Below are 19,130 nucleotides of genomic sequence, written 5' to 3'. Positions count from 1 at the left end.
CTTTCGCTGCGCCATTCCTGCGGTTCGGCACAGGTCAGGTCAAGCACTGGCCCGTTGCCCTCCTAGCTGCAACTGGCCTGAGCGACCTGCCCAAAGGCCTGATACCGTTCCCACAAAGCATCGTCGCGGGCGCTTTTCGACATTTTGATTGCCTGCGCCTGGTTCGGGTCGGTAAACCATTTGGCGATGGTTTTTTGGTCGCTGCGGGTCAGCACCTGGTCGGCGACGCTCTGGATGCAGTTGCACCGTTGCCGTGTCGCGGCGGTGCGGTCCGACGCCAGACAGGCCCGTTTGATTTGCGCCGCTTCTGTCATGGCCGGCGCCACTGCCGTCAGCGTCGATGCGCAAACAGCAATCAATAGGAAGTGTTTCATGCTCATGCCTCGCTTTGCCTGCCCGGAGAGGTCTTGCGCCTCTCTCAGCTGCGCGCAGTATGAATCAAACCTCGATCCCGATCAACACGCATCATCTCGTGCAGCAGCGTCGCGCCTTCGCGACGGGTGAGAGCGGGCCGGGCAATTGCCATCGGCGCAGCCCCATCGAGGTCGGGGAAGAACAGCGCGTCCGGCGTGCCCGACTGCGCCGCCGATACCAGCAGGCTTTCGGAAAGCGCGCCATTGGCACGTACGATGGCGTGTCGGTCCAGCATGAAATGGTGATACGTCACCGTGAGGGCCGGCGACAGCGCAGCAGCGCCCGCGTCGACAAGGCTGATGGCCGGCACGAAAACCTGATCCATCCCGAACATCAACTCAACCGACGGATGCGCAACCAAAAGCCGGTGCTGCTGCGACACGCACAGCGGAGCCGTATTGTCCAAGGTTCCCGCTGGTATCGTCACCATGCGGAACCGTCCGGCGGCGATCACGCTCTGCCGACCGACCCACTGCACCGGCTGAAACCCGTGATCCAGCGTCCAAACCCGGTCGCCCACGGCAAGATTCTCGACCGCGATCTGGCCGCGCTCGGTCTCGATCAGGGTGCCGGGCGCATAGCAGATCGGGGTGACATAGGCGCTGGAGTCGAAATTGGGTCCTTCCTGGGCGCTGATCACCGTCAGCGGGACGCCCGCGGGCGGAAAACTTCCGGGCCCGCCGATGAAGGCCAACCCCTCGACAGTGGCAAAGCTGGGCGATGAGTTGTTCACGTTGAACCCGACCGCCTGCCAGGTATTGGTCCCGTCGGTCAGGGTGATGCCGTATTCCGCCTCGACCCGCGTGCCGTTGGAATACAAGGTCCCGTCGATGGTCTGGTCGCCGTTCAGCCGCTGGTTGCCGTCATTGTCGCGGAAATCGGTGTCGGCGCCGGCATCGGTGATGAATATTTCGGTCGGGTTGACCGTGTTGAAGGTGATCGTCTGTCCCACCAGGTGCGAGCCGTCCCCCTGGGTGACGCCGTCCAACTGTTCGCCGCCCGAGATGGTCATCTGCGACTCGCCCAAAACGTAGATCGAATAGTCCGCCATGTCCTGCCTTCACGCCTCGCCCGGTGCCGCAGCTTCGCCTGTCAGTCCCAACAACGGGTAAACGCCGGTTGCCAAAGTCGCTCCTGACCCCTTCTACCCTGCGCTTCCCTGCTTGACGAGGTGACAATCTGCGGACATATCCCCCTTCATGACAGACCTCGCTCATATCCGCAATTTCTCCATCGTCGCGCATATCGACCATGGCAAATCCACCCTTGCCGACCGGCTCATCCAAGAGACCGGAACGGTGCAGGATCGTGACATGAAGGAACAGCTGCTCGACAGCATGGATATCGAGCGCGAGCGCGGCATCACCATCAAGGCCAACACGGTCCGCATCGACTATACCGCCGACAATGGCGAAAAGTACGTGCTGAACCTGATCGACACTCCCGGCCACGTGGACTTCGCCTACGAAGTCAGCCGCTCGATGCGCGCGGTCGAAGGCTCGCTGCTGGTGGTTGACTCGACGCAAGGCGTCGAGGCGCAGACGCTGGCCAATGTCTATCAGGCCATCGACGCGGATCACGAGATCGTGCCGGTGCTCAACAAGATCGACCTGCCGGCCTCCGACTGCGACCGCGTCGCCGAACAGATCGAGGACGTGATCGGAATCGACGCCACCGACGCCATTCAGGTCAGCGCCAAGACGGGGCAGGGCATCCACGAAACGCTCGAGGCGATCGTGCACAAGCTGCCCGCGCCCAAGGGCGAGCGCGACGCGCCGCTCAAGGCGATGCTGGTCGACAGCTGGTACGACTCCTACCTCGGCGTGATCGTCCTTGTGCGCATCATGGACGGCGTTCTGAAAAAAGGGATGCGGGTCAAGTTCATGTCGAACGGCACCCTGCACCATGTCGACCGCGTCGGCGTGTTCCGCCCCGAGATGCAGATGGTCGACCAGCTGGGCCCGGGTGAGATCGGCTTCCTCACCGCCTCGATCAAGCAGGTCCGCGACACCCGCGTCGGCGACACCATCACCAATGACCGCAACGGTGCCGAAACCCCGCTGCCGGGCTTCAAACCCGCGCAGCCGGTGGTGTTCTGCGGCCTGTTCCCAGTGGACAGCGCCGAATTCGAAGACCTGCGCGACGCGATCGAGAAACTGGCCCTCAACGACGCCAGCTTCTCTTTCGAGATGGAAACCTCGGCCGCGCTGGGCTTTGGCTTCCGCTGCGGCTTCCTGGGCCTGCTGCACCTCGAGGTCATCCGCGACCGCATCGAACGCGAATACGATATCGAGCTCATCACCACCGCGCCGTCGGTGATCTATCACGTCTACATGAAAGACGGCGAGATGATCGAGCTGCACAACCCCGCCGACATGCCCGACATGTCCAAGGTCGACCACCTTGAGGAACCGCGCATCAAGGCCACCATCCTCGTGCCCGACGAATACCTCGGCGACGTGCTGAAACTCTGCCAGGACCGCCGCGGCATCCAGATGGACCTGACCTATGCGGGCAGCCGCGCGATGGTCGTCTATGACCTGCCGCTGAACGAGGTCGTCTTCGACTTCTACGACCGCCTGAAATCGGTGACCAAGGGCTATGCCAGCTTCGACTACCAGATGACCGGCTACCGCGAGGACAACCTGGTCAAGATGTCGATCCTGGTGAATGACGAGCCGGTGGACGCGCTGTCGGTCATGGTCCACCGCGACCGCGCCGAGACCCGCGGCCGCGCCATGTGCGAAAAGCTGAAAGAGCTGATCCCGCGCCACATGTTCAAGATCCCGATCCAGGCGGCCATCGGCGGCAAGGTCATCGCGCGCGAGACGCTATCCGCCCTGCGCAAGGACGTGACCGCGAAATGCTATGGTGGCGACGCCACGCGGAAACGGAAACTGCTGGAAAAGCAGAAGGCCGGCAAGAAGAAGATGCGCCAGTTCGGGAAGGTCGACATCCCGCAGGAGGCGTTTATTTCGGCGTTGAAGATGGACAGCTGAGGCTGTCCGTTTGTTGAGTGACCAAATAGTCGAAGTTGTATCGATGGATAATACAATTTATTGTTGAATAAATTATCTGACCGCACCAAGAGTTGGGAAATGGGTGACTTGGCGCAGAAGCTATGCGCAGAAGCTATTTGAGGATTGAAATTGAACCATAGCTGGCCGACTTCCGTTTTCAAAATTATGATTCCGCGCTCCGGGATTTTCCGAGGCGATGTTCTTGATAAGTTTTCATTAGTTGGAGTGATCTTTTCATTTTTTGCCATTATTTCAGTCAATTTTTGGGGATACTCACGAGCGCTGCCTTCAGATTTAAGGTCCCTAATTGATTTTTCTTTTTTTTGGCCGCATGCCACTGAGTTTGCGCTGACAGTTGCAGTATCCTCTTTGTTTACACGTTTTATCGTTCTCCAAGCCAGGTATTTGGTCAAAGCTTATGCAAGGCTTGCACCTAAAAAACGAAGTAAAGTGGGAGAGGGTTCTATCTATTCCCGTGTTCGCGCTGTTTTGATTCTGGCAGCTAGACGGTGGAAGCGTTTTGAGCTGATCAATCTTTGTATTCTTTCTTTGTTTTTCCTTCTTTTACTTTGATCTTAAGTCAGGTGTAGTTTTCTGGCTGATGTGCCTAATGGTTTGGTTCATTTTGGCAATCTCAATTGCTTTTACAACGAATGGCCTGCCTAAAAAATTGTTCCAGGGAGGGCAGTTGCGGGAAGTTGATTTTTTCCGGCCCACGCTGCTGTTTTTTTTGCTGTTTATTGCCTTTGCTTCATACTTCTCTGGCGAACAACGTATGGCAATGAATTTCAGATCCGAAGTATATTTCGAGGGGGATAAGGTATCTCGAACGAAAGGCCATTTGCTTGGCGCTTCTGCCCAAGGAGTTTTCTTTGCGGAAACAGTCGAACCGTTCTGGATTGGTCCGAAAGGTACCACGTCTGTGCATTTTATTTCATTTGACGGTGGACTGTCAGCAAGTGTTTTGCACTCCTATTGAGCAAATCTTGGAAGATTGATTGCAAGATTAATGCCTCGAATCTGATTGAGGTTTAGCCCACACCGGCACCGCCGGGCCGCGCCGACCCGCCCCATGGGGCGGCGCGTTTGCGCCTCCCCTCGGGCCAGCGCTGCCCTCACCTCTGCTGACCAACCGCCGCACCCGCGCTTGCCGCCGGGGGCGATTTCACCCGACCAAGGTCCGCTGAGCTGGTGAGCGTTTCGTGATATCCTCCGTCCCCCACCATGGGAGGATACACCGATGAAACATCTGACGATCGCATCCGCACTCTGGCTGTTCGCCGTGCCCGCTTTCGCATCTCAATGCCCCACCGACATCGCCGCCATCAACGCGGCGCTGGCGGCAGGCACCGAGCTCAGCGACGAGCAGGTCGCGCAGGTCGAGGCCCTGCGCGACGAAGGCCAGAAACTGCACGACGCCGGGGATCATCAGGCCTCGGTAGATACGCTGGCCAAGGCCAAGGACATGCTCGGCCTGAACTGATCAAGCCGCCTGTCGACAAGTCTGGGAGGGGCCTCCCCGCAATGTGAGCCAGTTCACAGCCCCGCTGACCCGCACCTGCTAAGGTTGACCCAACGGAAACCAGCGGCGGAGGCCCCATGTCCATGATCCCCATCATCGCGCTTGGATCGGCGGGTCTCTACTCCGTGGCCATGATCTCGATGAAGTTCTGGTGGAAGCTTCCCGGCCTCGGGTTGGGGCTGCTGATCGTCGCCACTTTGCTGGCCGCCGCCACGCTGGAACTCGCCGCGCTGCGCGACGAACGGCTGGGCATCATCTATACCGGCATTCTGGGGGCCGAGGTTGTGCTGATCGCCATCGCCTCTTTCTTTCTATTCGGCGAGTCCTTTTCCTACCGCGAGGGGCTGGGCATCACCCTTGTCATTATCGGCACTGCCCTGGCCTGGGCCTGATCCCACCTTGCCTCAACTTGCGCGACACGGGTGCGAGACGGGCGCCCCGCCGCACGGAGCGCACCAGTTCGGCGTGGTTCTATTGGCCTTTGCCCTTTGCGCGTATCAGCCCTGAAGGGACCTGACTTCTACATCGCCCTCGGCCTGCGCCTTGATGGCCAACGCAGCGGCGTGGCTGGCTGCGGCCGTGGTATAGTAGGGAATCTTGTCATACAAAGCGATCGAGCGGATCGCCTTGCTGTCCTCGATGGCCTGCGCGCCCTCGGTGGTGTTCATCACCAGCTGCACCTGACCGTCCTTCAGCATGTCCACCACGTCGGGGCGGCCTTCATAGACTTTGTTGACCACGTCACAGGGCACGCCTTGGCTGTCCAGCCAAGTCTGCGTGCCGCGCGTTGCGACCAGCGTAAAGCCCTGTTCCACCAGAACCTTCGCCGCCTCCAGCATCAACGCGCCCTTGTCGGCATCCTTGATCGAGATGAAGGCCCGCCCCTTGGAGGGCAGCACCATGCCGGCGCCCAGCTGCGCCTTGAGGAAGGCGCGGGGGAAGTCGCGGTCCCAGCCCATGACCTCGCCGGTCGAGCGCATCTCGGGGCCAAGGATGGTATCGACGCCGGGGAAACGGGCAAAGGGCAGCACCGCCTCTTTCACCGAGAACCAGGGCATGTTCGGGTCGGCCAGGGTCATCTGGTCGGCGATCTCGGTGTCTTGGCCCTCCTTGTAGGGCGGGCGCTGCGGGAAGTTCGCCAGCGGCTCGCCCGCCATCACCCGCGCGGCGATCGAGGCAATTGCGCTGTCGGTTGCCTTGGCCACGAAGGGCACGGTGCGGCTGGCGCGCGGGTTGACCTCGATCAGGTAGATCTCGCCATCCTTTATCGCGAACTGCACGTTCATCAGGCCGACCACGTTCAGCGCCTTGGCCAGCTTGTAGGTCTGCTCCTTGATCTCGTCGATGACCTCGGTCGACAGCGAATAGGGCGGCAGCGAACAGGCCGAGTCGCCGGAATGCACGCCGGCCTCTTCGATATGCTGCATGATGCCCGCCACATGCACATCCTTGCCGTCGCACAGCGCGTCCACGTCCAGCTCGACCGCCCCGGCCAGGTAGCTGTCGAGCAGAACCGGGCTGTCGCCCGAGACGACAACGGCCTCGTTGATGTAGCGCTTCAGCTGATCCATGTCGCGCACGATCTCCATCGCGCGGCCGCCCAGAACGTAGGACGGGCGGATCACCAGCGGAAAGCCGATTTCCTCGGCGATTTCCAGCGCCTGCCCGTCGGTCGAGGCGATGCCGTTCTTGGGCTGCTTCAGCCCCAGCTCGTTGACCAACGCCTGGAACCGCTCGCGGTCTTCGGCCAGGTCGATGGCGTCCGGCGAGGTTCCGAGGATCGGGATGCCGGCCTGTTCCAGCGCGTTGGCCAGCTTCAGCGGCGTCTGGCCGCCGAACTGCACGATCACGCCGTGCAGCGTGCCGTTCTCCTGCTCGATCCGCAGGATCTCCATCACGTGTTCAAAGGTCAGCGGCTCGAAATACAGGCGGTCCGACGTGTCATAGTCGGTCGACACCGTCTCGGGGTTGCAGTTGACCATGATGGTCTCATACCCGGCATCCGTCAGTGCGAAACAGGCGTGACAGCAGCAATAGTCGAACTCGATCCCCTGGCCGATCCGGTTCGGGCCGCCGCCGAGGATGACCACCTTCTTGCGGTCGCTGGGGCGCGCCTCGCATTCGACCTCGCCCATCGTGGGGGCCTCGTAGGTCGAATACATGTAGGGCGTCTGCGCCTCGAACTCGGCGGCGCAGGTGTCGATGCGCTTGAACACCGCCTTGACGCCCAGGTTGTGACGGGCGCGGCGCACGTTGTCCTCGTTGCGGCCGGTCAGCTTGGCCAGACGGGCATCGGTAAAGCCCAGCATCTTGACCGCGCGCAGGCCCTCTTCGGTGACCGGCAGGCCGTTCTTGCGCAGGTCACGTTCGGCCTCGACGATCTCACGGATGCGCGCGAGGAACCACGGATCGAACTTGGTGACCGCCTGGATCTCGTCATCCGAAAGCCCGTGACGCATCGCCTGCGCGATGGTGCGCAGCCGGTCCGGCGTCTGCTGGCTGATCGCCTTGATAACATGCGCCTTGTCGTCGCTGGTTTCGACAGCGCCCCAAGGGCCGATGCTCAGGCCCGGAATTTCGACCTCGTCAAAGCCGGTCAAGCCCGATTCCATCGAAGCCAGCGCCTTTTGCATCGATTCGTGGATCGTGCGCCCAATCGACATCGCCTCGCCCACCGATTTCATCGCGGTGGTCAGGTAGGGTTCAGCGCCCGGGAACTTCTCGAAGGCGAATTTCGGGATCTTGGTGACCACATAGTCGATGGTCGGCTCAAAGCTGGCAGGGGTGACCTTGGTGATGTCATTGTCCAATTCGTCCAGCGTGTAGCCCACCGCCAGCTTGGCCGCGATCTTGGCGATCGGGAAGCCGGTGGCCTTGGACGCCAGCGCCGACGAGCGCGACACGCGCGGGTTCATCTCGATCACGACCATGCGGCCGTCGGCAGGGTTCACTGCCCATTGCACGTTCGAGCCGCCGGTCTCGACCCCGATCTCGCGCAGCACGGCGATCGAGCCGTTGCGCATGATCTGGTATTCCTTGTCGGTCAGGGTCAGGGCAGGGGCCACGGTGATCGAGTCGCCGGTATGCACGCCCATCGGGTCGACGTTTTCGATGGAACAGACGATGATGGCGTTGTCGGCGCTGTCGCGCACCACCTCCATCTCGTATTCCTTCCAGCCCAGCAGGCTTTCGTCCACGAGGATCTGGTTCACGGGCGAGGCATCCATGCCCGAGCGGCAATAATGGATGTAGTCCTCGCGGTTGTAAGCCACCCCACCGCCGGTGCCGCCCAGTGTAAAGGCGGGGCGTATGATCGCGGGCAGGCCGATGTTTTCCAGCTCGTCCAAGGCCATCTGCACGCCGGCATCCAGATCGGCAGAGCCATCTGCCTTTTTTGGAGCGGTGATGATTGTCGCCTTGGGGTTTTCAAGGCCCAGGCGGTCCATCGCCTCGCGGAACAGCTTGCGGTCCTCGGCCATCTCGATGGCCTCGCGCTTGGCCCCGATCATCTCGACGCCGAATTTTTCCAGAATGCCCATCTCTTCCAGAGCCAGCGAGGTGTTCAGGCCGGTCTGACCTCCCATCGTGGGCAGCAGGGCGTCAGGGCGTTCTTTTTCGATGATCTTGGCGACGACCTCGGGCGTGATCGGCTCGATATATGTGGCGTCGGCCAGTTCCGGGTCGGTCATGATCGTGGCGGGGTTCGAGTTCACCAGGATGACCCGATAACCTTCCTCGCGCAGGGCCTTGCAGGCCTGGGCGCCGGAATAGTCGAACTCGCAAGCTTGCCCGATGACAATGGGCCCCGCCCCGATGATCATGATCGACTGGATGTCGGTTCTCTTCGGCATGGCCTGGTCCCTTCGATTTTGCACGAGTCGCGGGCGCCGCCCAAGCGCCCAAATTGTCGTGCGTTATAGGGACCCGGGCAAAAGGTGCAAGGGGGATCGGAAACGGAATCGAAATTGCCGCTTTCCCCCCTTTCCCTTGGCACCGTATTCTCTATATGCCGCGGAACGGTAGATGAGGAAGCAATTGCGCATTCGTTTCGATCAGGGACCCGCCGGTCCGGGCACAGGTTTCGACCGGCCTACCCAGGTGATCCGCGCCGACCGGGCGGAGCAGGTGCCCCATGCCTTGGCGGCGCTGGATGACGCGCGCGCGAAGGGCGGTTGGCTGGCCGGTTATGCCAGTTATGAGTTGGGTTATGCGCTCGAGCCGAAGCTGACCGCAAGGCTGCCCGGAAACCGTCGATTGCCGCTGTTGTGCTTTGGGGTATTCGATGGCCCGAGCGTGCACGACCTGCCGTCCGGTGCAGCCGGGCTGACTGCGTTTCAGCCGCGTTGGAGCGAGGCGCGCTATACCGAAGCCTTCCGCGCCGTGCATGATGCGATCGGGGCCGGGGACATCTATCAGGCCAACCTGACATTTCCCATTGACCTGGAAACCGAGGGCGACAGCGCCGCGCTCTACGCCGCGCTGACCGCCGGACAGCCGGTCGGCCATGGCGCGCTGGTCCGGCAGGACGGGCTGCCCGATCTGCTCAGCCGCTCGCCCGAGCTGTTCTTCCGCACCGATGCCGACGGGATGATCGAGACCCGGCCGATGAAGGGCACCCAGCCGCGCAGCGCCGATCTGGCCGAGGATGCGCGTCGGCGGGATTTCCTGTCCTCGGACGAAAAGAACCGGGCCGAGAACCTGATGATCGTGGACCTGCTGCGCAATGACATCAGCCGCGTGGCGCTGCCGGGAACCGTTCAGGTGCCCGAGCTGTTCAAGGTCGAGACCTACGCCACCGTGCATCAGATGGTGTCGCTGGTGCAGGCGCGGCTGCAGGTGGGGGCCGGGCTGTCCGACATCCTGACAGCGCTGTTTCCCTGTGGCTCGATTACCGGGGCGCCCAAGATCCGTGCGATGGAGATTCTTTCGGATCTGGAGCCCTGGCCGCGCGACATCTATTGCGGCACCATCGGCTGGGCCGCCCCGGACGGGCGGTCGGAATTCAACGTCGCGATCCGGACCTTGATGGTCGAGGGCAATCGGGCCACGCTGAACGTCGGCGGAGGCGTCGTCTGGGACAGCACCGCCGCTTCGGAATACGAGGAAGCGCTATGGAAAGCCCGGTTCGCGCACCAACTGAGCCTGATTTCCGTCTGATCGAAACCTTTGCGTTTCGGCCCGGGCAGGGCTTTGTGCGGCTGGAGCGCCACCTGCGGCGCATGGCGCGCACGGCGGATTGGCTGGGTGTTCGGTTCGACGTGCGGCGTGTGGGCGAGGTGGTGGCCGGCGTGGCCGGCGCGGACCCGCTGCGGTGCCGGTTGACTCTGGACATGACCGGCAAGCCCGAGGTCACCACGGGGCCTCTGGCGGACAACCCGCCGGGCTGGACGGTGGGCATCGCCACGCCGCGGCTGATGTCCTCGGACATCTGGCTGCGTTACAAGACCACCCGCCGCGCGATCTATGATCAGGCGCGGGCGGAATTGCCCGACGGCGTGGACGAGCTGTTGTTCCTGAATGAACGGGATGAACTGTGCGAGGGCACCATCACCAACCTGTTCGTCGAAACGGAAAACGGATGCCTGCTGACACCGCCGGTTGCAGCGGGCCTGCTGCCGGGCATCCTGCGCGAGGAACTGATTGAGACCGGACGCGCGGTCGAGGCGGTCTTGACCCTGCATGATCTGGCCGCCGCGCACCGGGTCTGGATGGGCAATTCCTTGCGCGGTTTGATCCCGGCCCAAGTGATATTGCCATGAGCGACCGCAGTTCTGCGCGTGGATTGCAGGTGTCGAACCTGCGCCTGAAGGCTGAATTCGTGGCGTTCTATGTCGCGGTCCCCTTGCTGATCGCGGTTCTGTTTCCACCCGACTGGATGTTTCCGGCCCTGTTCTTCTTCACCGCTGGCGGGGTCGCCCTGCTGCACCGCACTCCGGGCTTTTCCTGGGCCGAGCTGCGCTATGGCTGGCGCAACTGGCGCTGGGCCGAGGTGATCGGGTTCTCTTTCGCAATGGCGGCAATCTGTGCGGCCTTGGTGATGGCCACGCGCCCCGATGCGGCCTTTTATCTGCTGCTGAACCGGCCGGAATTTCTGGTCGTGATCTGGCTGGGCTATCCGTTGCTGTCGGCGCTTCCGCAAGAGCTGCTGTTCCGCACACTGTTCTATCGCCGCTATCACGCGATTCTGCCTGACGGCACGGCCTTGCCGTTGCTGAACGCCGGGCTGTTTGCCTTTGCCCATCTGATGTATTGGAGCTGGATCGTCGCCGCGATGACATTCGCGGGCGGGCTGCTGTTTTCCTGGGCCTACCGAAAGCGTGGGTCGTTCTTCTATGCGGTGCTGCTGCACGCGATCGCGGGCAACATCATCTTTGCCGCCGGGCTGGGCGTGTTCTTCTATTCCGGAAACGTGCAGCGCCCGTTCTAGGGGCTCTACTCGGCGGCGTTGCGCATTTCTTGACCCGGCTGATACAGATAGTCCCGCGTTAACGGCACCGCGTCACGGCGATGGCCCAGTTGCAGTTGGAAAACGGTCTGGTCGCGCTCCTCGAACACCAGGATGCAGGCGGTCAAGTAGAACCGCCACATGCGGATGAACCGGTCGTCATACATCGCGCGTACCTGATCCAGGTTGCTCTCGAACCGGTCGCGCCAGGCGCGCAGAGTCAGGGCATAATGCAGCCGCAGGCTTTCGACATCCAGAAACCACAGGCCGGTGCGTGCCACGGGTTTGACGATTTCCTCGAGCGACGGGACATAGCCGCCCGGGAAGATGTATTTGTTCAGCCAGGGCGACTGGCCGGTGGGCGGCCCATTGCGGCCGATGGAATGGATCAACGCCACGCCGTCGGGCTTCAACAGGGCCGCGACCTGGTCGAAATAGGTGCGCAGCTGTGGCGCGCCCACATGCTCCAGCATCCCGACCGAGACGATCCGGTCGAACTGATCCTGCATCTGCCGGTAGTCCATCAGCCGAATGTCGACGCGGTCGGCTAGCCCGGCCTGCCGTACTCGTGCGGTCGCAGTGTGGTGCTGGTTTTGCGAAAGGGTCAGCCCGGTCACCTGCACGCCGTGGTCACGCGCCAGCGTCAGGGCCAGCCCTCCCCAACCGCAACCGATGTCCAGCACGCGCATTCCGGGTTCAAGGCACAGCTTGCGCGCGATATGCGCCTTTTTGGCGGCTTGTGCCTGTTCCAAAGTCATCCAGGGCTGCTGGAAATAGGCGCAGCTGTACTGCATGTCAGGGTCCAGCATCAGCCGGTAGAAGTCGTCGGACAGGTCATAGTGATGCGCAACATTGCGCCGCGCCGAGCGGACCGAGTTGCGCTGCAGGATCGGTCGCAGCAGATACCCGGCCCAGTCCTGGATCTGCTGCAGCAGGGGCAATGACCCGCTGGCCGCGCATCGAATCGCGATCCGCATGGCGCTTTCCAGGCCGCCTTCGTCGACGGTAAGGGTGCCGTCCATGTAGCCCTCGCCAAAAGCCATCTCGGGATTGCGCACCAAGCGCGCCATCAATGCGGGGTCATGCAGGGTGACATGCGCCTCGGGCTGCGTGGCGTCGCCATAGGTGCGCGCCGTCCCGTCAGGATAGGTGATCCGCAGAGTTCCGCGGGTGATGAAACCCCGCAATACGCGATCCAAAACAGTTTGCCACATCGGCCGAACACCTCCTTGCTCAAGGGGCCTGGCTCCCGCGTGCCGGGAAAACTATTCAAGTTCACATGTCCAAAAGATAGCGATTTTTTCGAATTTGTCTGCATTCCGGCCCGCATCGCGCCCCAACCCTTGACTTCCCGACGTGATCGCGGTGTATCGGCGCGACGAATTCAGCGCCCGAAGGGATACCATCCATGCACGCTTATCGCAGCCACACCTGCGCCGATCTGACCGCCGCCAATGTCGGTGAAACCGTCCGCCTGTCGGGCTGGGTTCACCGGGTGCGAGATCACGGCGGCGTGCTGTTCATTGACCTGCGTGACCACTATGGGGTGACCCAGGTCCTGTGCGACGGCGACAGTGATGCATTCAGCGCGTTGGAGAAAGTGCGCTCAGAATGGTGCATCCGCATCGACGGCACGGTCAAGGCGCGCGACCCCGAGTTGGTGAACCCCAAGCTGCCCACCGGCGAGATCGAGGTCTATGTCCGCGAACTGGAAGTGCTGGGCGCGGCCGAGGAACTGCCGCTGATGGTGTTCGGCGATCAGGAATACCCCGAGGAAACGCGCCTGCGCTATCGTTACCTGGACCTGCGCCGCGAGGCGATGCAGCGCAATATGGCACTGCGCTCGGACGTGATCGCCAGCATGCGCCGCCGCATGTGGGATCAGGGCTTCCGCGAATACCAGACTCCGATCATCACCGCATCCAGCCCCGAGGGCGCGCGCGACTTCCTGGTTCCGTCGCGCCTGCATCCGGGCAAGTTCTACGCGTTGCCTCAGGCGCCGCAGCAGTTCAAGCAGCTGATCATGGTGTCGGGCTTCGACAAGTATTTCCAGATCGCCCCTTGCTTCCGCGACGAGGACCCGCGCGCCGACCGCTCGCCCACCGATTTCTACCAGCTCGACCTCGAGATGTCCTTCGTCACCCAGCAGGACGTGTTCGACACGATCCAGCCGGTGCTTACGGGTATCTTCGAGGAATTCGGCAATGGCCGGAAGGTCGACAAGGTCTGGCCGCAGATTTCCTACAAGGACGCGGCGCTGTGGTATGGCACCGACAAGCCCGATCTGCGCAACCCGATCAAGATGCAAGTGGTGTCGGACCATTTCCGGGGGTCCGGTTTCGCGATCTTCGCCAAGCTGCTGGAACAGGAAGGCACCGAGATCCGCGCGATCCCGGCGCCGGGTGGCGGCAGCCGCAAATTCTGCGACCGGATGAACGCTTTTGCCCAGAAAGAGGGCCTGCCGGGCATGGGCTACATCTTCTGGCGCGAGGGCGAGAACGGAATGGAAGCGGCCGGCCCGTTGGCCAAGAATATCGGCCCCGAACGCACCGAGGCTATCCGTCAGCAACTGGGTCTGGGCAAAGGCGACGCGGCCTTCTTCCTGGGCGGCAAGCCCAAGACCTTCGAAAAGGTCGCGGGCAAGGCGCGCGACGTCATCGGCGAGGAACTGGGCCTGACCGACAAGGACCGCTTCGCCTTTGCCTGGATCGTGGATTTCCCGATCTACGAAAAGGACGAGGAAACCGGCGAGATTGATTTCGAACACAACCCGTTCTCGATGCCGCAAGGTGGCATGGAGGCGCTGCAAGGCGACCCGCTTGAGGTCAAGGGCTATCAATACGACCTGGCCTGCAACGGCTATGAGCTGGTCTCGGGCGCGATCCGCAACCACAAGCCCGAGATCATGCTCAAGGCCTTCGAACTGGCCGGCTACGGCGAGGAAGAGGTCAAAAGCCGCTTTGGCGCGCTGTTCAACGCGTTCCACTATGGCGCCCCGCCGCACGGGGGCTGTGCCGCCGGTATCGACCGGATCGTCATGCTGCTGGCCGACGAGGCCAACATCCGCGAGGTCATGATGTTCCCGATGAACCAGCGCGCCGAGGATCTGATGATGCAGGCGCCGTCGGACCCGACCTCGGATCAGTTGATGGAACTGGGCCTGCGCATCATTCCGCAGGATTGATCCGGCCCGCTCGCACCTCCCTGTTCACGCGGCCAAACCAGGTTCAGCGGATGCGCACGTATCCGCGGGCCCGTTAGGTTTTGCCGTGGGCGGCCGGTCTGGGCCGATTGTTTCGGCCGGGACCCTTTCGGCAGGGCGAAGGTCCCAAGACCGCAAGTTTTAATCCAGCCATCCGGGCTGATTCAGTCGATTGACCCGTATGGACCGCGCCTGCCGCCGGGTCTGTCGGTACCACCAGGCGCAAAGCAAAGCGGTGGTGATGAAATACGCAGTGATCATTCAGATTGCCTCGCGCCGTTCAAGGCGGTTTTGCACCAGACCGGCGACACGGGCGGCCAGGACCGTTACGGGGGCGCCTCGGACGCGTGAAATGGCCAGCTGTTGCGCCGCTTCGGCCAGAACGGAGTCACCGGCGTCGCGCGCAACGCCGCGCAGAAATTGCGCCGCATAGTCCAGCGTTCGGTCATCGGCGGGCCCAGTCAGAAGGTCGGCAATGTGAGCCATGTCGTCCTGATAGGCCATCGGATCCGGAGAGATTTCTTCGTCGCGGACTGCATGCAGGTTGCCGGGGCGCCGGTCCTCCGGCAGCAGTTGGAGGATTGTTGTTTGAAAATGAGTCAGCGATTTCAGCGGCTTGGTCATGAAGCCATCGGCCCCGGCCCTTAACGCCAGATCTTGCGTGCCGTCGTCACCGGACATGCCAAGAATGGCGCTGATGCGAGGGCTGGCGATGTTGAGTTCCGCGATCAGATCGGCACCTGAACCATCGGGCAGGCCCATGTCCACGATGATCACGCTTGGGCGGTAGATCTGAAGATGCCGCCGGGCGGATCTGAGGCAGTCCGCGCGCCGGATACGGGCGCCGCTGTGCAGGCACATCAATCGCAGGGCGTCGCAGGCATATCGGCTGTCCTCGACAACCAGAATCGTCTGCCCAAGCAACGGCCGTGCGGCGCTTGGAGCAGGGGTGGATGCGGCGAAGGGCACCGAATCGTCCATGGCAGAACTCCTTTCAGCAGATGCCTCACGCTAGGAAGATCTGGATAACACAGGGTTAACGCGCGTTTTGGCGCACTTGCCCTTTGCAGGGGCAGCGCCCATAACCGTCGATGACCCGAACAAAGGAGTTTGTCATGATCGGCCGCCTCAACCACGTCGCAATCGCGGTTCCCGACCTCGAGGCCGCTTCGGTGCAGTATCGAAACGCGCTGGGGGCCAAGGTCGGCGACCCGCAGGACGAACCCGATCACGGAGTTACCGTCGTGTTCATCGAATTGCCGAACACAAAGATCGAATTGCTGTACCCGCTGGGCGAAGATAGCCCCATCAAAGGGTTTCTGGAAAAGAACCCTTCGGGTGGCATCCATCACGTCTGCTACGAGGTCGAGGACATCATCGCCGCGCGCGATCACCTGAAGGAGACCGGTGCCCGCGTGCTGGGCAACGGAGAGCCCAAAATCGGCGCGCATGGCAAGCCCGTTCTGTTCCTGCACCCAAAGGATTTCAACGGCTGCCTCGTCGAACTAGAGCAGGTCTGAACTGGGCAAGGAGGTTCTTGTATGACCATTACGGCCGCGCTGGTTCTGTTCGCCGTCATCTGGTTTCTGACCCTGTTGGTCGTATTGCCCGTGCGCATCAAGACGCAGGGAGATCTGGGCGACATCGTGCCGGGCACCCATGCGGGCGCGCCGGAAGTTCACCACTTGAAGAAGAAACTGTGGATCACCACCGGAATTTCGATCGTCTTGTGGGCGATCATTGCCGGAATCATCGTGTCGGGTGTCATCTCGATCAGGGATTTTGACTGGCTGAACCAGCTTGACCCCGTCGAGTGACACCGGCCGGGCGCTTGCTTTTGCATAGGGGAGTATCGGCTCGTGCCGAGGCAGGTACTGATCGTCGGATATGTGGTCCTGCTGGTGACGCCGCTGGCCCTGGCGGGGATGCAGGGGCTTCCCCTCCGGTCCCTGTGGGATGAGCTTGCGACCGGCGCAGGTCTGGTCGCTTTGGCCATCCTGCTGGTCGAGTTCCTGTTGTCGGGCCGCTTTCGTTTGATCTCGCGTCGGATCGGCATGGATGTGACGATGCGTTGGCATCGGGTTCTGGCGCGCGTGGCCTTGGTGTTGGCCCTGATCCATCCCTTTCTGTATCAGGGCGCGCGCAACCCGCCCTATCCTTGGGACACCACGCGCCAATTGACCCTAAACTGGGAGCCCGAGACCATCCTGCCCGGCGCCGTCGCCTGGATGTTGCTGCCGGTCTTGGTGGGGTTGGCCCTGTCGCGGTCGGATCTGGGAAGAAAATACCAGAACTGGCGGTTGGGTCACGGATTGATGGCTCTGACCATTGCGGGTTTTGCCATCTGGCACGCGCTGGCGGCGGGCCGCTACAGCGCAGACCCGGTTCTGACCGGCGTCTGGCTGGCATTGGGGGCGGTTGCCGGTGCGTGTATGCTGCGGGTCTATCTTCTGGCGCCGCTCGCCCGGTTGCGCCGACCATGGCGCGTGACAAGTGTCGGGCCGGTTGCCGAACGCACCTGGGAACTGGTGCTGGCGCCGGACGGCCATGACGGGCTCAAATTCCAGGCCGGACAGTTTGCTTGGCTGCAGGTCGGGCACGGCCCGTTTTCAGTGAACGACAACCCGTTTTCCATCGCCTCGGCGCCTTCGGAGGGCCCCGAGATACGGTTCGTCATCAAGGAACTGGGCGACTTCACCCGCAGCTTGGGGCGGATTCCGATCGGTGCGCCGGCCTATTTGGATGGTCCGTTCGGGCATCTGACCCCGGTCGAGCGGGACGCACCGGGCATGGCGCTGATCGCCGGGGGTGTCGGGATCGCCCCAATGCTGAGCATTCTGGACGAGTTGCGCGCGCAGGGCGATCCGCGCCCGGTGACGCTGGTCTACGGCAACAGGTCGGCGGCACAGATCGTCGATTCCGACAGACTTGCCGCGATGGAACGGGGCGGGCATCTGCGCCTGGTTCACGTGGTTTCGGAACCGGCCGAGGACTGGACCGGTGAGGTAGGGGTGATCGACCGGTCTCTGTTGCGCCGTTTGTTCGACGATGAGGCGCGCCGAAGCTGGTTGTTTGTCCTGTGCGGCCCGCCCGGAATGCTGACCGCGGTACAGCAGGACTTGACCGCGCTGGGCGTACCCCGGCACCGGATTCTGTGTGAATCCTTCGTCTATGATTGACGGGCTACCTCGGGCCGGCCGTTCAGCGCGTGGAAGATATGCGTGAAGGTGGCCGCTCCGAGGATCGGAATCACGAGGTTGACCAGCGGAAAGGTCAGCGGGATGGCCATCAACGTGCCGGCAATCCAGATGGTCGAGGCATGCTGCGCGCGCAACCGGCGCGCCCCGTCCCGGCCGACCCGGCGCATGGCGGCCAGCGTGAAGTATTCGCGCCCCAGAAGAAAACCGTTCATGCCCCAGAAGATAAACGGCATGAGCGGCGGGAACAGGGCATAAAGCACCAGGGCCAGCAGGTTCGCGACAATCAGAACGCCCAGGAACCCCAGCGAATCCAGAACCGCGTCTGCGACCGGAATGCGGGGGACGGGCGGAAGGGCCGGATAATGCTTGTCCTCGACGGCCTGGGCGACCTCGTCCAGGAACATCGAGGTGATCGCCGAAGCCACCGGAATCATGAGAAAGATCGGAAGGATCAGCACCAGCACAATGCCGGAGTAGTTGAGGACATCGTTCAGCCACGGCACGGCCCCGACAAAAGGCAGCGAAATCTCAGAGCCTGACGCGAAGTTGATCAGCCAGATGGCCCCGGTGCAAGCAACGACCAGCAACAGGATCGTCAGGCCGATGCCGCGCATCAGGACCTTGCGGAACCGGGGGTCTCCGATCTGGCCGAGGGCGGCGAAAAAGGCGTTGAGAACGATCACTCGGACACCCATTCGGTGATCGCGTCCACATCCGGGCGGGGGCGTTCGGGCGGAGCGGTGCTTTCGGTGGCGATGTGGATCAGCCCGGCAACCCGCTCGTTCGGCGCCAGGCCGAGACCGCGTTCGCAGAATTCCCGGTCATGCGTTTGCCAGCCCGACAGCCAGTTTGCGCCCCAACCCGCGGCCAGCGCCGCGTTCAGCAGGCCCAGGCAGGCCGCCCCGGCCGAATAGGTCTGCTCGATCGCAGGGATCTTTTCGGACGGTTTCTGAACCTCGATCACGGCAACGGCAAGTTGCCCCATGTCGAACTGGCTGCGGGCTTTTGCGATCTCGTCGGGGCTTTTGCCCAGTGCCTGTCCACGCTCTTCGGTCAGCGCGGCCAGACGGGGCATGGCGCCTTTTTGCAGAACGATGAACCGCCACGGCTCCAACTTTCCGTGATCGGGGCAGCGGGCCGCCGCAGTCAGCAGCGGCATCAGTTGATCGCGGTTCGGCGCGGGCGCAACCAGCGTCTTGGCCGGGCGAGAGCGGCGGGATTGCAGAAATTCCAACGCGGCCGGGTTCTTCAGAGACATATGTTAACCTTTTTCACATGGGCCATTGGTATTTCGGGCAGACAAGGCGTCATTTCAAGGGCAAACTCT

At 62.3% G+C, this 19,130-nt stretch carries 19 protein-coding genes; 12 read left to right on the top strand and 7 right to left on the bottom strand.

What is annotated here, in order from left to right:
* Positions 1 to 62 precede the first annotated feature (62 nt).
* Positions 63 to 314 carry a hypothetical protein gene (locus tag AC2FNS_RS13720; RefSeq protein ID WP_496712097.1) on the bottom strand — a complete coding sequence of 84 codons (252 nt, stop codon included), beginning with the start codon at positions 312 to 314 and terminating at the stop codon, positions 63 to 65.
* Between the two features lie 104 nt (positions 315 to 418).
* Entirely contained in the window at positions 419 to 1,465 is a 1,047-nt protein-coding gene (locus tag AC2FNS_RS13715; protein ID WP_496712099.1) for a Hint domain-containing protein, read from the bottom strand.
* 148 nt (positions 1,466 to 1,613) lie between these two features.
* Here AC2FNS_RS13715 and lepA point away from each other — a divergent pair, with 148 nt between their 5' ends.
* From lepA to AC2FNS_RS13690, 5 genes are all read left to right on the top strand, one after another.
* On the top strand, positions 1,614 to 3,413 hold the full coding sequence (gene lepA, locus AC2FNS_RS13710; protein WP_496712101.1) for a translation elongation factor 4: 1,800 nt from the start codon (positions 1,614 to 1,616) through the stop codon (positions 3,411 to 3,413).
* A gap of 186 nt (positions 3,414 to 3,599) precedes the next feature.
* Positions 3,600 to 4,007 (top strand): hypothetical protein, encoded by a 408-nt coding sequence (locus tag AC2FNS_RS13705; protein WP_496797595.1) that lies wholly within the window; start codon positions 3,600 to 3,602, stop codon positions 4,005 to 4,007.
* Positions 4,008 to 4,044: 37 nt separating this feature from the next.
* Entirely contained in the window at positions 4,045 to 4,413 is a 369-nt protein-coding gene (locus AC2FNS_RS13700) for a hypothetical protein (RefSeq protein ID WP_496712105.1), read from the top strand.
* A 261-nt stretch (positions 4,414 to 4,674) separates the two neighbouring features.
* On the top strand, positions 4,675 to 4,917 hold the full coding sequence (locus AC2FNS_RS13695; RefSeq protein WP_496712107.1) for a PA2433 domain-containing protein: 243 nt from the start codon (positions 4,675 to 4,677) through the stop codon (positions 4,915 to 4,917).
* 116 nt (positions 4,918 to 5,033) lie between these two features.
* Positions 5,034 to 5,348, top strand: a complete 315-nt coding sequence (locus tag AC2FNS_RS13690) for a hypothetical protein (protein ID WP_490360453.1) — start codon at positions 5,034 to 5,036, stop codon at positions 5,346 to 5,348.
* Positions 5,349 to 5,453: 105 nt separating this feature from the next.
* Here the strand turns inward: AC2FNS_RS13690 and carB are convergent, their stop codons facing one another.
* Entirely contained in the window at positions 5,454 to 8,807 is a 3,354-nt protein-coding gene (gene carB / locus AC2FNS_RS13685; RefSeq protein WP_496712109.1) for a carbamoyl-phosphate synthase large subunit, read from the bottom strand.
* A 172-nt stretch (positions 8,808 to 8,979) separates the two neighbouring features.
* Between carB and AC2FNS_RS13680 the strand changes: the two genes are divergently transcribed.
* Genes AC2FNS_RS13680 through AC2FNS_RS13670 form a run of 3 tightly spaced genes read left to right on the top strand, consistent with a single transcriptional unit; the run spans position 8,980 to position 11,383 of the window.
* Entirely contained in the window at positions 8,980 to 10,113 is a 1,134-nt protein-coding gene (locus AC2FNS_RS13680) for an aminodeoxychorismate synthase component I (RefSeq protein ID WP_496712111.1), read from the top strand.
* Positions 10,068 to 10,715, top strand: coding sequence for an aminotransferase class IV family protein (locus AC2FNS_RS13675; RefSeq protein ID WP_496712113.1), 648 nt, complete (start codon positions 10,068 to 10,070; stop codon positions 10,713 to 10,715). Before AC2FNS_RS13680 ends, AC2FNS_RS13675 begins: the two co-directional genes overlap by 46 nt.
* Positions 10,712 to 11,383, top strand: a complete 672-nt coding sequence (locus AC2FNS_RS13670; RefSeq protein ID WP_496712115.1) for a CPBP family intramembrane glutamic endopeptidase — start codon at positions 10,712 to 10,714, stop codon at positions 11,381 to 11,383. The genes AC2FNS_RS13675 and AC2FNS_RS13670 overlap by 4 nt, the downstream gene beginning before the upstream one ends.
* A gap of 5 nt (positions 11,384 to 11,388) precedes the next feature.
* Here the strand turns inward: AC2FNS_RS13670 and AC2FNS_RS13665 are convergent, their stop codons facing one another.
* The gene (locus tag AC2FNS_RS13665; protein WP_496712116.1) at positions 11,389 to 12,615 is read right to left on the bottom strand and encodes a class I SAM-dependent methyltransferase; all 1,227 of its coding nucleotides are present in this window, start codon (positions 12,613 to 12,615) and stop codon (positions 11,389 to 11,391) included.
* A gap of 194 nt (positions 12,616 to 12,809) precedes the next feature.
* Here AC2FNS_RS13665 and aspS point away from each other — a divergent pair, with 194 nt between their 5' ends.
* Positions 12,810 to 14,585 carry an aspartate--tRNA ligase gene (gene aspS / locus AC2FNS_RS13660; protein ID WP_496681706.1) on the top strand — a complete coding sequence of 592 codons (1,776 nt, stop codon included), beginning with the start codon at positions 12,810 to 12,812 and terminating at the stop codon, positions 14,583 to 14,585.
* A gap of 279 nt (positions 14,586 to 14,864) precedes the next feature.
* Here the strand turns inward: aspS and AC2FNS_RS13655 are convergent, their stop codons facing one another.
* Positions 14,865 to 15,584 carry a response regulator gene (locus AC2FNS_RS13655; RefSeq protein WP_496712118.1) on the bottom strand — a complete coding sequence of 240 codons (720 nt, stop codon included), beginning with the start codon at positions 15,582 to 15,584 and terminating at the stop codon, positions 14,865 to 14,867.
* Between the two features lie 134 nt (positions 15,585 to 15,718).
* Here AC2FNS_RS13655 and mce point away from each other — a divergent pair, with 134 nt between their 5' ends.
* From mce to AC2FNS_RS13640, 3 genes are read left to right on the top strand one after another with little or no spacing between them, the layout of a single operon-like run.
* Positions 15,719 to 16,123 (top strand): methylmalonyl-CoA epimerase, encoded by a 405-nt coding sequence (mce, locus tag AC2FNS_RS13650; RefSeq protein WP_496681779.1) that lies wholly within the window; start codon positions 15,719 to 15,721, stop codon positions 16,121 to 16,123.
* Between the two features lie 21 nt (positions 16,124 to 16,144).
* Entirely contained in the window at positions 16,145 to 16,420 is a 276-nt protein-coding gene (locus tag AC2FNS_RS13645) for a DUF1467 family protein (RefSeq protein WP_496712120.1), read from the top strand.
* A gap of 42 nt (positions 16,421 to 16,462) precedes the next feature.
* Entirely contained in the window at positions 16,463 to 17,782 is a 1,320-nt protein-coding gene (locus AC2FNS_RS13640; protein WP_496712122.1) for a ferredoxin reductase family protein, read from the top strand.
* On the opposite strand, the gene AC2FNS_RS13635 is transcribed toward AC2FNS_RS13640, so the two are convergent.
* Both AC2FNS_RS13635 and AC2FNS_RS13630 read right to left on the bottom strand, forming a co-directional pair.
* Positions 17,773 to 18,498 carry an EI24 domain-containing protein gene (locus AC2FNS_RS13635; protein WP_496681717.1) on the bottom strand — a complete coding sequence of 242 codons (726 nt, stop codon included), beginning with the start codon at positions 18,496 to 18,498 and terminating at the stop codon, positions 17,773 to 17,775. The two genes, AC2FNS_RS13640 and AC2FNS_RS13635, sit on opposite strands and share 10 nt — an antisense overlap.
* Positions 18,483 to 19,061, bottom strand: a complete 579-nt coding sequence (locus tag AC2FNS_RS13630) for a nitroreductase family protein (RefSeq protein WP_496712124.1) — start codon at positions 19,059 to 19,061, stop codon at positions 18,483 to 18,485. Before AC2FNS_RS13630 ends, AC2FNS_RS13635 begins: the two co-directional genes overlap by 16 nt.
* Positions 19,062 to 19,130 lie beyond the last annotated feature (69 nt).

This window comes from Ruegeria sp. BHSA191, assembly GCF_059613325.1.
This window is presented reverse-complemented; position numbering and strand designations above follow the sequence as displayed.